The organism is Nostoc sp. UHCC 0302 (assembly GCF_038096175.1).
Lineage (GTDB): Bacteria > Cyanobacteriota > Cyanobacteriia > Cyanobacteriales > Nostocaceae > UHCC-0302.
On record NZ_CP151099.1, the window covers coordinates 7,261,299 to 7,274,774 of the forward strand.

General features: G+C 41.4%; 10 protein-coding genes. 8 read left to right on the top strand and 2 right to left on the bottom strand.

The genetic code is table 11. The annotated features are described in order from the left end of the window. The first annotated feature begins 32 nt into the window (after nt 1–32). From WKK05_RS31370 to WKK05_RS31405, 8 genes are all read left to right on the top strand, one after another. Nucleotides 33–410 (top strand): hypothetical protein, encoded by a 378-nt coding sequence (locus WKK05_RS31370; protein WP_341526909.1) that lies wholly within the window; start codon nt 33–35, stop codon nt 408–410. Next, nucleotides 358–3,105 (top strand): hypothetical protein, encoded by a 2,748-nt coding sequence (locus WKK05_RS31375; protein WP_341526910.1) that lies wholly within the window; start codon nt 358–360, stop codon nt 3,103–3,105. The genes WKK05_RS31370 and WKK05_RS31375 overlap by 53 nt, the downstream gene beginning before the upstream one ends. Before the next feature lie 137 nt (nt 3,106–3,242). Then, entirely contained in the window at nt 3,243–4,046 is an 804-nt protein-coding gene (locus tag WKK05_RS31380; protein ID WP_341526911.1) for a hypothetical protein, read from the top strand. A gap of 153 nt (nt 4,047–4,199) precedes the next feature. Next, nucleotides 4,200–5,249, top strand: coding sequence for a hypothetical protein (locus tag WKK05_RS31385; protein WP_341526912.1), 1,050 nt, complete (start codon nt 4,200–4,202; stop codon nt 5,247–5,249). Between the two features lie 101 nt (nt 5,250–5,350). Then, complete coding sequence (locus WKK05_RS31390) at nt 5,351–6,175, top strand: hypothetical protein (RefSeq protein WP_341526913.1); 825 nt, start codon at nt 5,351–5,353, stop codon at nt 6,173–6,175. Nucleotides 6,176–6,234: 59 nt separating this feature from the next. Further along, entirely contained in the window at nt 6,235–6,942 is a 708-nt protein-coding gene (locus tag WKK05_RS31395) for a hypothetical protein (RefSeq protein WP_341526914.1), read from the top strand. Further along, nucleotides 6,939–8,516 (top strand): hypothetical protein, encoded by a 1,578-nt coding sequence (locus WKK05_RS31400; protein ID WP_341526915.1) that lies wholly within the window; start codon nt 6,939–6,941, stop codon nt 8,514–8,516. Before WKK05_RS31395 ends, WKK05_RS31400 begins: the two co-directional genes overlap by 4 nt. Nucleotides 8,517–8,598: 82 nt before the next feature. After that, on the top strand, nt 8,599–9,168 hold the full coding sequence (locus tag WKK05_RS31405; protein WP_341526916.1) for a hypothetical protein: 570 nt from the start codon (nt 8,599–8,601) through the stop codon (nt 9,166–9,168). 18 nt (nt 9,169–9,186) lie between these two features. On the opposite strand, the gene lnt is transcribed toward WKK05_RS31405, so the two are convergent. Then, on the bottom strand, nt 9,187–10,845 hold the full coding sequence (gene lnt / locus WKK05_RS31410) for an apolipoprotein N-acyltransferase (protein ID WP_341531237.1): 1,659 nt from the start codon (nt 10,843–10,845) through the stop codon (nt 9,187–9,189). After that, a complete protein-coding gene (gene gyrA / locus WKK05_RS31415; protein ID WP_341526917.1) occupies nt 10,826–13,459 on the bottom strand; it encodes a DNA gyrase subunit A in 2,634 nt (877 codons plus the stop codon). Before gyrA ends, lnt begins: the two co-directional genes overlap by 20 nt. Nucleotides 13,460–13,476: the final 17 nt, after the last annotated feature.

Here is a 13,476-nt window from a genome sequence, read left to right on the forward strand (position 1 = left end):
TATCCAGTTCAAGAAAAATAAAGATATTTGCAATGTCTCAAGAGCGGGAACCAGAGTTTCGTCCAGTCAACCAAGTCTTGGGAAGCCAGCCTTCATTAGGGCCTATCCCTGCGGATCAAATTCTTCCTTGGACTGTAATTTGTTTAGCTTCCTACTTTATCGTCAATGGAATTTTTGGGGGTATTTTCCAAGATGAGTTCCAAAAATGGTTGTGGACAATACTAATTGCTGGTTGGGGAATGGGGACTTGGTGGATATTAACTGGTGGTAGGAGTTGGAGCTTTTTAAGCAAATTTGTTGGTGTTCCCGCTTGGACAAGAGGCTTTGCTCGTTATCAAAGCTTGCTAGAAGTTAACCATGAAGCAAAAAATCGGAAAAAAAAGCGTCGGCCTCACAGGAAACGAAAGTAGATTAACGCCATTTGAAGACGCTTTACATTTAGCTACGATGCTACGCGTCTCACTAAATGCGCGTGATATTGGTGCTTACCTTTTGACAAAAGGAACCCAAAAAAATAGCTTTTGCTTTGTTTTTGGTTTTGATTGTAAAGGTATTCATACTACTTTAAGATCAGAAGAAATCGAGACAATTTTTAATAATATTGAATCAGGACTAAAAGACATCCCTAGTGGTGAAAGAATGACACTGCATTTAGGTTCTTTTAGTTCAGATCAAAGTCGTCAAAAAGAACTGGCATCATTAATCAAACGTTCGCCATCACGAGATATCAAATATTTATTGATGGCAGAAAGAGCTAGAGTCAAAGAGCTAACAAGTTCTGGAATTCGTAAGCCTAAATTTCTACGTATTTATGTTACTTATACTGTTGATATCAACAATGCCAATGCAGAGGATTGGATAGAGAAACTTCTAGTTCAAGCTGAATCATGGTGGTTAAAATTTAAAGGTGAACTTTTAGAAGTAGAAAATCAGCGTCTAGAATCCATAGTTAATAATGCTTATAAACAAGGTTTTTCCCGTTGGGAACAACTTTTATCTAACAAGATGGGATTAGATGTCAAGGCTTTGACTGCCGATGAACTTTGGGAAGATGTCTGGAAAAGATTTAATGAGACACAGCCAATAGATATTCCCCAATTAATGACTTTAGATGAGAATGGGCTGCACGAACAAGTTAATTCAGACTTATCTAGTAGTAAATTACTTATAGAAAATATTCACAGCACAACTTTATTGATGGAGTCTGACGTACCTTGCGCCGATCGCCGTTGGGTTAATGTCAAAAATAAATATATTGGTGCGTTAACATTTTTAGAAAAACCTGGAGGATGGCCGAATAAATCTTCTCAGTTACGTTATTTATGGGAACTACTAGCTAGAGAGACAGTAGTAGATACAGAAATTTTTTGTGAGTTGACTGCCGCAAATCCTGCATTAGTGAAAACTACCCTGCAACGAGTGTTAAAGCAGTCAAACATGACTACAATCATGGCTCAAGAAAAGAGCAAAACTATTGATGTTAACGCTCAATTAAAGTTAAAGAAATCAGTAGCAGCACAAGAGCAATTATATGAAGGTGCAGTACCGATTTATACAAGCATAGCTATTTTGGTACATCGTCCAAATTTAGAAAGATTAGATGAGGCAACAAGATATATTGAAAACTGTTTTCAACGTCCAGCCAGGGTAATTAGAGAAACAGAGTATGCTTGGAAAATTTGGCTGCAAACTTTGCCGATAGTTTGGGAAGGTTTATTAACTAAACCATTTGACCGTCGCCAACTATACTTAACAAGTGAAGTTCCGGGATTAATGCCTTTAGTGAGTACGAAAGCAGGAGATAAGCAAGGCTTTGAGTTGATTGCTGAAGAAGGCGGAACACCCGTACATTTAGATTTATTTAATCAACATAAAAATTTAGCTTTATTTGCGACAACTCGTGCTGGTAAATCGGTGTTGGTATCAGGGATTTTAACTCAGGCTTTGGCGCATGGTATTCCTGTAGTGGCGTTAGATTTCCCTAAACCTGATGGTACATCTACGTTTACCGACTATACAGAGTTTATGGAGGGGAACGGAGCCTACTTTGATATCTCAAAACAATCGAATAACTTGTTTGAGCAGCCAGATTTGCGATCGCTTAATCCAGAACAACAACGCGATCGCATGGTTGATTATATCTCTTTCTTAGAATCAGCTTTAATGACAATGGTTCTAGGATCATCAACTGAAAGTCAAATCTTATCGCAAACCGTGCGATCGCTTCTAAACTTAGCCTTAGAAGCCTTCTTTGCTGATGATGGTATCAATGAGCGATATCGACAAGCAATGGTAGGAGGATTCGGTTCTCCATCTTGGCAGAAAACTCCAACATTAAGGGATTTTCTCTATTTTTGTTCGCCAGAACATTTACAACTAAATGCTGTCACTGGCAGAGTTGAGGATGGTCTCAGCCAAATTCAGCTACGCTTGCGGTTTTGGCTTTCTAGCCGCGTCGGACAATCTATTTCTGCACCATCTAGCTTTCCCACCGATGCACAACTTTTGGTTTTTGCTCTCAGGAACCTCTCAGATAGCGAAGATGCAGCAGTACTATCCTTAAGTGCTTATTCAGCCGCTTTGCGGCGTGCATTAAGTAGTCCAGCTTCCATATTCTTTATTGATGAAGCACCGATTTTATTTGAATTTGAGCAGATTTCTGACTTAGTTGGAAGAATTTGTGCTAACGGTGCTAAAGCTGGGATTAGAGTCATTTTATCAGCACAAGACCCCGATACCATCGCCAGATCCAAAGCTGCATCTAAAATTTTGCAAAACCTGTCAACAAGATTAATTGGACGCATTCAGCCAGTTGCAGTAGATAGTTTTGCAGATATCTTAAAATACCCCCGCAAAATTATTTCTCGTAATGCTTCAGAGAGCTTTTTCCCGCGTAAAGAAGGTATTTATAGTCAATGGCTGCTAGATGATAACGGAATTTATACATTCTGCCGCTACTATCCAGGTTATGAGCAATTGGCAGCAGTTGCTAATAATCCTAATGAACAAACTGCACGTAGTAAAATGATGCAAATTCACACTGATAAATATGAAGCGATTTCTACATTTGCGCGTCAGTTAGTAGCTACTTTACGTAGTAGTTAATTTTTTTATCTCACGCATTCGCCTCTAGGCGTTCCCACAGGGTAGGTGCAAAGACGCAAAGAAGAACGCAGAATGTAACTTAAATAAATTGAAAATGCTGTAATACATAAAATTATTTAAATTTTACAGGGATATATATGCAAAAAACTACCATTTTAACTTTTACTTTATTATCCTTGGGAATTCTCCCAGTGATGGCACAATTGGGCAATAATTTAGTGAATAATAATTTAGGCGTAGGTCAGGTTTGGACTGACTTTCAATCATATTCTACAGATTTGCAAAACTATCTTCAAAATAATTTGAGCGAAAACTTAAAGCCTGTAGAACCACAGAGTCGAAGTGCTATCACTGGTGCTACGGGAGAATTGAATATACCTAACCCAATCGCGGCTGGACAAAGTGTTCGTGATCAGATGATTATATACTCTGTATCAGACCGCTTTGAGAATAATTCAGCAGTCCGCTCAAATTTAGTTAGTAATGAAATAAATCGTCTAATTACCCGTGGAGCAGTTACAGGTGTTTTAGGTGAGAAAGGACAAATTCGGACAAAAGCAAAGTTAAAAAATACTGAAGCATCTCTGAAAAACATTGCAGCATTTAGCAATGAAATTGAAGGTAGTGATTTACTTTCTGGACTCCCTCCTCTTCCTCCTAATCCTGTTGTTGATGCAAGTGCTAGATTTTTAGCAGAATTGTTAAACGCTAATCAAGCACAAACTCTTAAAATCCAACAAGAGCAATCAAAGATTGTAGCTGAAACATTTGCTCAAACGCTACAAACTAATCAATCTCTGCAATACTCCAATTTAAACTTAGCAAATATTTCTCAGCAGGTAGAAGAAGAAAATCGCGATCGCAGAGTCAATGCATCCACAGAGGCAGCGCGACTTTTGCGAGTTACATCTCAAGTAGATTTGTTTGGCAGAAAAAATTGACAATTAAGATTATTCACGCAGAGACGCAGAGACGCAGAGAGAAATATAGAGTTTTCGTATTTTTAATTTAGACTAGACTCTTGCATTATTCTCTGTGCCTCTGCGCCTCTGCGTGAGATAAAAAAATCTTTAACATTAAGTATTGAATTCAAAATGCAGCCTCTGATACCATTTTTTGCCCAAGTAGGTATTGATGAAGTTCTCGACAATGGTGCTACTACTGCTCGAAGTATTGCTGAAGGTTGGGATAAACAATGGCTAGATTTATTACAAAATAATACTAGTAATAATTTGTATGGAGCAATAACAACTTTAGGCATTTTTTTTGCAGTCGGAACACTCCTGTTCTTCATGATACAATGGCTCAAAGATGTACTATACGAAGAATATGCTCGTCCAATATCAGGTTTAATCTGGCCTTTCCTAGTGGTAATACTGTTAAACAATACAGGGAATGGAAGTATTCTCTCTAATCTGACGCTAGGAGTAAGAAATGTGATAAATGGTGTAAATCAGCAAGTAATAGTAACAGCAAATACACAACAAGTTTACCAGCAAGCACTGAATATGAGTGTTGCAGAAGAAGTTGCTGGTTCTCTGCTGCGTCCTTGCCAATCACTTACAGGCGAACAACAAAATCTATGCTTGCAACAAGCCAGCAAAAAACTTAAAGACCTCTGGCGGAGATATGAAATTTTATACGGTGGTAGAAAAGATTGGATAGATAGGCTAGAAACCAAAGTAGATAATATTGCGTTTAGTACAGTAAATATATCAGAAGCATCTTTTAATTCTCTTATAGGTTCTACAGTACAAACGAGTATAAAAAACTTTTTAATCTCCTCACAATATGCTTTTCAAAATTTGATAGAAGCTACTATGTTACTGATAGCAGCATTAGGGCCAATCGCTGTAGGTGGGTCTTTACTACCTGTAGCTGGTAAGCCGATTTTTGCATGGCTTACCGGGTTTTTATCTATCGGAATAGCCAAAATTTCATTCAATATTATTGCTATTTTAACTTCCGCAGTGATTGTAAATGGGCCAGGTCAAGATGCTAATGTTGATCCAGATTTAATGTGGTTCATGATTTTTTTGGGAATTTTAGCACCTATTTTATCTTTACTTGTGGCTGCTGCTGGAGGTTTTGCAGTCTTCAGCGCTATTAGCAATACGGCTTCTTTGGTGAGGGAGAGAATATAAATAATTCGTAATTCGTAATTCGTAATTCGTAATTAAGTTCGTAGTTGCATTTTAGTAAAGATAGCAAAACTACGAACGACATAGCAGCAAGAGGTGAGTCAATGGTGCGTTTACTGCAAAAAAGACAGCGAACAGGAAGTATTTTAGTAGCGTTTGCGATCGCTACCTTGAGTTTACATTTATTAGTCTTATTTTTATTCATATTACAAGGCATTAAAATTCGCCAACTCAGTCTCAGGAAACCTCCTAACTTTGTGCAGTTAGTAGATGGTAAGCCAGTAGCTAATATTGATGATTTGGAAAGACAACCAGAAGCAATTCGTCAATTCATTAGTAAAACTATGACTTCAATGTTTAACTGGTCTGGAACTCTACCACCACAAAGTATTGAAGAAGTAAGCAACCCCAAAACAGATTTAGGAATACTCATTAGAACACCACAAGGTGGTAGCCAAAAAATTACTACCAGTAGTTGGATAGCTGGTTTTGCTTTATCAGAAGATTTCCGTAAAGGTTTTTTAAGCACAATTGCGGAAATTACACCACCAGAAGTCTTCTCTGATAATCCCAATCAAGTGATGACATCACAGTTAGTTATTAAGCGAGTTTATCCGCCAAAAAAACTCGCACCAGGAAAGTGGCGAGTAGGAATGGTAGCTGATTTGATTCAAAAGAAAAAAAGTGATGATAGAAGAATTATCACTCCTTTTAACAAAGATTTACTTGTGCGTGCAGTTGATTATTTTCCTAATCCCCAAGCTGAAAACAGTACAACTCTGCAAAAAGCAATTGATATTATCCGCACTGATAAACTAGAAATTTACGAAATTCGTAATTTGTGTTTGATTGACAACTATAACAATCTGAATGAGGAGCAATTAAAGCAATGCGGAGCTAAGAACCAATCTAATAAATTATTACAATAACATAGATATAAGGTTTATCATTACTAAGCTGATAGTTTAATTTATCTAGTTAATTATTAATGCAACTACTTAAACCAGAAAATAATAAAAGAAATAACCCATTACCGCTGTTAGCATTAGGAACATTTGGCTTGCATCTGTTCAGCTTGCTATTGTTAGTATTTCATGGGTCTATGTTACAAGATTTAAGTCGGCAACTCACACCTCAAAGTTTGGTACAACTTGTGAATGGAGAAGCGATAACAGTAGACCCACAACAAAATTTAGAGCGACAACCAGAAACTATTCGGCGGTTTGTCGGCGAAACTATGAGCTTAATGCTTACTTGGTCACAGCAACAGCCGCCAAAAACAGTTTGGGAAGTTAGTTCTCAACTCATAGCGAATGATTTTAAACAAAAATTTCAATCAGAAATTACTAATTTTAATCCAGATGCACAATTTGACAATGTAAACAGAGGCACTGAGAATATATTTGTAATCCAAAGAGTTTCTCAACCAACAAAAATAGGTGATGGACGGTGGAAAGTCGAAATCCAGGCGAATCAATTAACTTTTAGTGGTTCAGACAAGCTGGGAAAGTCAATTGGGTTTAATAAACAAATTTTAGTCAGAGCTATAGATGAACCAGCTACTTCACTACCAAATGCAGCACCTCCGTTGCATTTAGCAGCTTACCGCCTCGGTGAAGCTAGACTAGAAATCTATAACATATGTGACATCCAAGATAAAAATTGTTCTGGAAATTCTAACCAAGTTATACCATGACACCTTATTCAATTCCCTCAGAAACATCTGGACAAAATCTATTTACTCTAACCACCGACGATCGCCAGCTAGAAGTAGAATCTTTAGATTGGGAATCACGGATGGCCAGGTTGGTTGGCTTTCAAGAAGACTCTTCTGCTACCAAAGCCTCAGCATCAGAAGATGATGCTACTTTGCAGCCATCGGTTTCTGAACCAGAAGAATTTCAAACTAAGCAACCCCTCTCATCTAACCCTTTTGCGAAGTTAGGCTTAGTGGGTGGTGCTACCTTAGCAATGGTTTTGTTCGCTGGCGTATTTTTATCGCAACTGATGAGCAGTGGCAATCAGAAGTCTACTAATATTGTTACCCCAGAAGTGCGATCGGAGCCAACTACATCCACCTCTCCAGATTTAGAAGCAGAAGTAGAAACTCTGAAAACGAAACTAGCCCTAACTGAACAAGTAGAGTTGGTGAAATCAGCACAACAAAAACTCAGAACTGAAAAAGCAACGCCTGTAGTCGCTACACGAGTAGAACCTGTCAGAAATAGACCGCGAATAGCACAGCAAGCAACGTCAGCACCCGTACAAACAGCTTATGTGCCTCGCCCAGTCACAGTTGCACCTCCTGTTCAAATACCTCAAACACCACAGTTACCAGTTGTTAAGCCAGAAACTACACCAATCGTCAATGTAACTCCACCGCCGCCACCAAACCCAATCGACGAGTGGTCAAGGTTAGCAAAGTTAGGTAGCTACGGCATGGTAAATGTCGCTACTCAACCTAATACAGCTAATGCAGCCACTTATGCACCGCCACAAAATACCCAAGTAGCACAACAGCCACAACAGCCACCACAGCCACCACCGACAACCCCGGCGGCAAGTCCAACGCAATCGCAAAACTCGAAATCAGTAGCAGTAGGGGCTAATGCCAAAGCTGTATTGGCAACAGCTGTATTTGGTGAAACTACTAGGAGTAGAAGTAACGACGACAAAGACGAAAACAAAAATGTATTTGTTGTACGTTTGAAACAACCACTAAAATCTGTAGATGGTCAAATTGCTTTACCTGCCAATACCGAATTTCTAACTGAAATTCGTTCTATTTCTGAACAAGGCTTACTACAGTTGGATGTAACCAAAGTTATTAAACAAAATAATGGCAATTCCACAGAAATAAGCCTACCGTCGAACGCCATAACTATTCGCGCTTCTCAAGGCAGACCTTTAATAGCAAACCAATTTTCTGGTAAAGGAGCCTCAACTACTGGGCTGGATGTAGGACTATTTGTCTTGGGTGCTGCTGGTAAAGTGGGAGAGGTATTAAATCGTCCTGATACCAAATTAGAATGTCCTAACAATCGTACTGTAAATAGTACTACTAACGATAACCCTTATTGCTTTCAGACTACCGACAACAGACGCAACATTTTGGCAGGGTTGTTAGAAGGAGGGATGAATACTGTAGTACCTCAAATTGCCCAGCGAAATCAACAGGCTATTTCTCAAATGATGCAACGTAGTAACGTTTGGTTTTTAGCAGCTGGTAAAGATGTTGAAATATATGTCAATCAATCAATGCAGTTTTAAATAGGGGAGGCAAGAGTTAAAAGTCAGAAAGCAGAAGGAGAAGTAAATAATTGGATTTTCCTCTCATCTCGCGTTTATAGCCATGAAAAACAATAACAACTTGCACAAAAATACATCTAATAAATCGTATTTCCTACCTCTAGCTTCCCTAATTTTCTCGGCAGCTACGTTTTTTGTGGCAGGTCGTGCTATCGCTCAAAACGCTGTTCTTCGTTCTATGTTTTCCTGCCAAGCGCAAGGTTTAGGGGGAGTAGTACCTACTATCGAAGTTTCGTATAAACAAGGTACAAACTTGAGTTTTATTCAATCTGGAGAAGTCATCAAAAAAGTTTGGTTAAACGACCCATCACAGGTAACTATAGATTTTGATGGCCCAGTATGTATGCAGTTCGGTCAAGACGCTAATACTAATGCAGGAGATTGTCAAAAATCAGCAGCTAATGTCATGCAACTCAGACGAATTCCTAAACTGAAAATTCCTGGCCTTCCCAATACTAGCAATACACTTTTAACAGTCGTGACTGAAGCGCAAGGCAAAAGCAAGTTGTATACTTTTCGAGTCTTATACGGAGAAACTGACCCAGGATATCATACTCTAGCCATTTTCCCCGATCCTGCATCTCCTAAAGAAGCGTCTTGTGTGAGAAAATAATAGTCAGGTAGCTGATTATTAATTACTTGTTTTCCTTGTGCCGCTAACTTTAATTACTAGCCAAGCCCCTGCGGAAGATATTAACAACAACGGTGTCAACCAATCACCCCAGCGCACATATAAAGTCTGCGTCTGTCGGCGATAAATCGTTTCAGCATGAGTTTGGTAGGTGTTATATCCAGATATCCACAAAGTTTGACCGTGAGGGTCTACAAAAGCCGAATATCCGGTATTAGTCGCCCGTACTGCCCATCTATCGGTTTCAATTGCCCGCATAATGTCTTGTGCATGGTGCTGAAGTGACATAGCCGCTGTGTAGTGGGCATCATTAGAAGAACTGAGGATAAACTGCCCACCCATAGCAGCTTGATAACGAAATCGTTCAGCAAAAGCAGATTCATAACAAATACCGACAATAGCACGACCAAAAGGGGTACTAAAGACTTGATTTGGTGAACCTGGGACTTGATGTTCGTCTAAAGGCGATAAACGCTCAATAATCTTACCTAAAATTTGTTCAAAGGGTATATATTCTCCCAGTGGTACTAGCTTGGCTTTATCGTAGCGGCTAACAATTTCACCGTTACCAGCGACAGTAAATAAGCTGTTTGTATAACTGCGTCCCCGTTCTCCAAATGCCCCAATCCAAGCAACTGCGCCCTTTTCTCTAACTGCTGAAACTAGAGCAGTTTTTGGCAAGTCGCGTTGGAAAAAAGGTAAGGCTCCTTCTGGTGTCAGAACTGCATTTACGCTTTGCTCTACTAAAGTTTCATACCCATTGGTGTAGCCTGCAACGGCACGGCGTAATCCTTCTGGAAGCAGTTTAATTCGGTTGGGAATATTGCCCTGAATAATCCCCACTTTCAATGCTGCTTCTGGGGGTTGGGCAATGGGACGAATATATAAGATCAGGCCAATCAGGTGTAGGGTGATTAATAATCCTGTGGCGCTCAGTAAATATTTATTTACGAACCGCCGAGACGCAGAGGACGCAGAGAAATTCTTAGCTTCTTTGGTGTCTTCTATGCGAGATGCTTCTCTACGAGAGGCTTCCCCAACGCGAAGGCGGTTTATCCATGCTTCGGCGATTAAGCCATTCACTGCAACAATTGCTGCTGTAACGGTACTAGGCCCAGAGAGTTGACCAAGGTGTAAAACTATCAGGTTATGCGGGCTTTGTGTGTAAGAAAGAGAACTCCACCACAAAGGGCCAGCGCTCCAAACTGCTTCTAAACCGCACCAGATAGCTGTACCGAATAGCACCCGTAGCCATGATTTCTGCCCAACTAGACGAGCTATGCAAGCCACCCATACAGTGACAAATATTCCCCCCCAGAGGCTAATAAATCCCCAACAGAAGAGGGTAATTGCCAAACTCGGCCACCAAGGCACGCCTAGCCAAGTCATAGGATGAATGCCAGTAATCCAGGATAGGGCAACACCATGATAACCGATACCCCAAGCTAGGGAAAGGAGGGCGAGAGGGGGAGATAATTTTTTTCTTTGTGAAGAATTGAGAACTAAGACCCAAAGGGGAGCTAGGGCAAACCAGGCCAAAAACCATGCACTTACAGGGGCTACGGTTAGCCCCATTAAAATGCCACTAGCTAAAGCAATGAAGCAAGGGAGTAAAAACGTTATTCTCTCCCCCAACTTTTTACTCAGCTTCTTCTGCATCACCAGCATCAGGAGGAACGATCGCCACTCCGGTAATGGCATCATCTTCGTCTAGGCGCTGCACTCTCACCCCAGTAGCCGATCGCGATTGTATAGAAATCGCATTCACCGCCTGACGAATGATAATACCGCGATTGGTGACCATCATGATTTCATCATCGTCATTGTTGACAATGCGTAGGGTTGCCAACTTGTCTTTGGTTTTGCGGTTTTTGAATTTAGTTGCCATTAAACCTTGACCAGCACGGTTTTGCAAGCGGAACTGACCAACTGGTACGCGCTTGCCGTATCCTCCCATAGTAATCACCAACACCCAAGGGCCAACGATGCCATTGCTAGGCACTTCTGTGGACTCTTCATTAATTTCGGTAATTTCGATATCTTCTGTTTCGACTGTTTCGATAGTTTCGACAGTTTCGACAGTTTCGATATCTTCAATCTCGGCTTCTGTAACTGTATCCAAAGTTTCAAGAATTGCTGCGGGGAGAATATCCATACCCACCAGTTCATCTTTATTTTTGAGTTTCATGGCTTTCACCCCACGAGTTGCCCTACTTAAAGGACGTAGTTGTTCGTGGTTGCACCGGAAATTAATCGCCATCCCGTTACGAGAACCAATGATTACACTGTCCTCTACTCTGGCGCGTCGCACCCAGCGCAGTTGGTCGCCTTCTTCTAAGGAAATGGCAATCAAACCATTGGCGCGAATGTGACTAAACGCTGCCAATTCGGTTTTCTTGATATAGCCGCCCTTGGTGAGCATGACCAGATATTCTTCACTGCTAAACTCGTCAACAGGTACAATCGAGGTAATTTTTTCTTCTTTGGGAATGGGTAGCATTTGGACAATTGGTGTACCGCGACTAGTACGCGAACCAACAGGAATTTGATACGCCCTCAAGCAGTAAACGACGCCACGCTCGCTAAAGAATAAAACACTATCGTGATCGCAGCAAGTTAAGAAATGCTCAACGGTATCGTCATCTTTCACCTTAGCAGCGGCTTTGCCTCTAGTAGCACGGCTTTGTGCCTCAAAGGTGTTAACTGGCATCCGCTTGATGTAACCTTGCTCGGTGATCAGAATTATCGCTTTTTCATTAGCAATCAAATCACGGTCATCTAAGTCACCTTCCCCTGGCAAAATCACTGTCCGCCGGGGTGTGGCGAAGCTAGTTTTTAGCTGTGCAACTTCCGTTTCAATGATTTCCAGCACTCGCTCCCGTCGTGCCAAAATATCCTGCAAGTCGGCAATTTGCGATTGTAAGTCGTCGTGTTCTTGACGAATTTTGTCTGCTTCTAAGGCAGTCAACCGCCGTAACTGCATCTGCAAAATCGCGTCTGCTTGTACTTCCGAAAGCCCGTAAGTTGTGATTAACTCACCTTTAGCTGTAGGCGCGTCAGGAGCATGGCGAATCAAGTTAATAATTGCATCTAAATGAGATAGAGCAATCAATAAACCTTGCAAAATATGGTCGCGTTCCTCAGCTTTTCGTAGTTCGTAACGTGTGCGTCTGGCAATGGATTCGATGCGGAAATCCAAAAAGACGTTTAGGAACTGCTTGAGAGTGAGAATTTGCGGTTCGCTATTCACTAACGCCAGCATATTCGCGCCAAAGTTGGCTTGTAGTGGCGTTTGCTTGTAGAGGTTGTTCAACACGACGCGAGGATAGGCATCACGCTTGAGTTCGATGACGATTCGCATCCCGTCGCGATCGCTTTCATCCCGAATGTCTGCAATTCCCTCTAATCGCTTTTCATTCACCATTTCAGCGATTTTTTCAATCAGCGCCGCTTTGTTGGTTTGGTAGGGCAGCTCGGTGATGATGATCGCTTCCCTTTCTGGTCGTCCACGCTGTTCGATGGTTTCAATATTAGCTACGCCGCGCATAGTAATCGAACCGCGCCCAGTGGTGTAAGCTTCCCGAATCGCAGCTGTTCCCAAAATCTGCGCCCCAGTCGGAAAGTCTGGGCCGTGGATATACTGCATTAATTCGAGATCAGTGATTTCTGGATTGTGAATTAGTGCCACTAAGCCATCAATCAATTCACCTAAGTTGTGGGGAGGGATGTTAGTCGCCATCCCCACAGCAATCCCAGAGGAACCATTTAGTAGTAACTGCGGGACACGTGCCGGCAGGACTGTTGGTTCTTGCTGAGAACCATCGAAGTTATCAGCAAAGTCTACTGTTTCTGATTCAATGTCGTGCAGTAGTCCAGCACTAGTTAAAGCTTGCAAACGGCATTCTGTGTATCGCATTGCCGCTGGCGGATCGTTGTCTACGGAACCGAAGTTACCGTGTCCGTTAACTAAGGGCGATCGCATCGAAAAATCTTGTGCCATCCGCACCAAGGCATCGTATACTGCCGTGTCACCGTGGGGGTGATATTTACCCAATACTTCCCCCACCACACGAGCGCATTTCTTAAAGGGGCGATCGTGTGTCAGACCTAGCTCGTGCATTGCGTACAGTATGCGACGATGCACAGGTTTTAGACCATCCCTGGCATCTGGCAATGCCCGACCCACTATCACGCTCATGGCGTATTCCAGATAAGACTGCGACATTTCGTTCCGCAAGTCTGTCGGGATAATCCTCTCCTGTGAGAATGTCATAACCTAAAAATCTCCAA

What these genes read in the sequence shown, in the direction of transcription:
- WKK05_RS31370 (WP_341526909.1), top strand. Translation starts at nt 33, where the DNA reads ATGTCTCAAGAGCGGGAACCAGAGTTTCGTCCAGTCAACCAAGTCTTG.
- WKK05_RS31375 (WP_341526910.1), top strand. Translation starts at nt 358, where the DNA reads ATGAAGCAAAAAATCGGAAAAAAAAGCGTCGGCCTCACAGGAAACGAA.
- WKK05_RS31380 (WP_341526911.1), top strand. Translation starts at nt 3,243, where the DNA reads ATGCAAAAAACTACCATTTTAACTTTTACTTTATTATCCTTGGGAATT.
- WKK05_RS31385 (WP_341526912.1), top strand. Translation starts at nt 4,200, where the DNA reads ATGCAGCCTCTGATACCATTTTTTGCCCAAGTAGGTATTGATGAAGTT.
- WKK05_RS31390 (WP_341526913.1), top strand. Translation starts at nt 5,351, where the DNA reads ATGGTGCGTTTACTGCAAAAAAGACAGCGAACAGGAAGTATTTTAGTA.
- WKK05_RS31395 (WP_341526914.1), top strand. Translation starts at nt 6,235, where the DNA reads ATGCAACTACTTAAACCAGAAAATAATAAAAGAAATAACCCATTACCG.
- WKK05_RS31400 (WP_341526915.1), top strand. Translation starts at nt 6,939, where the DNA reads ATGACACCTTATTCAATTCCCTCAGAAACATCTGGACAAAATCTATTT.
- WKK05_RS31405 (WP_341526916.1), top strand. Translation starts at nt 8,599, where the DNA reads ATGAAAAACAATAACAACTTGCACAAAAATACATCTAATAAATCGTAT.
- lnt (WP_341531237.1), bottom strand. Translation starts at nt 10,845, where the DNA reads ATGCAGAAGAAGCTGAGTAAAAAGTTGGGGGAGAGAATAACGTTTTTA.
- gyrA (WP_341526917.1), bottom strand. Translation starts at nt 13,459, where the DNA reads ATGACATTCTCACAGGAGAGGATTATCCCGACAGACTTGCGGAACGAA.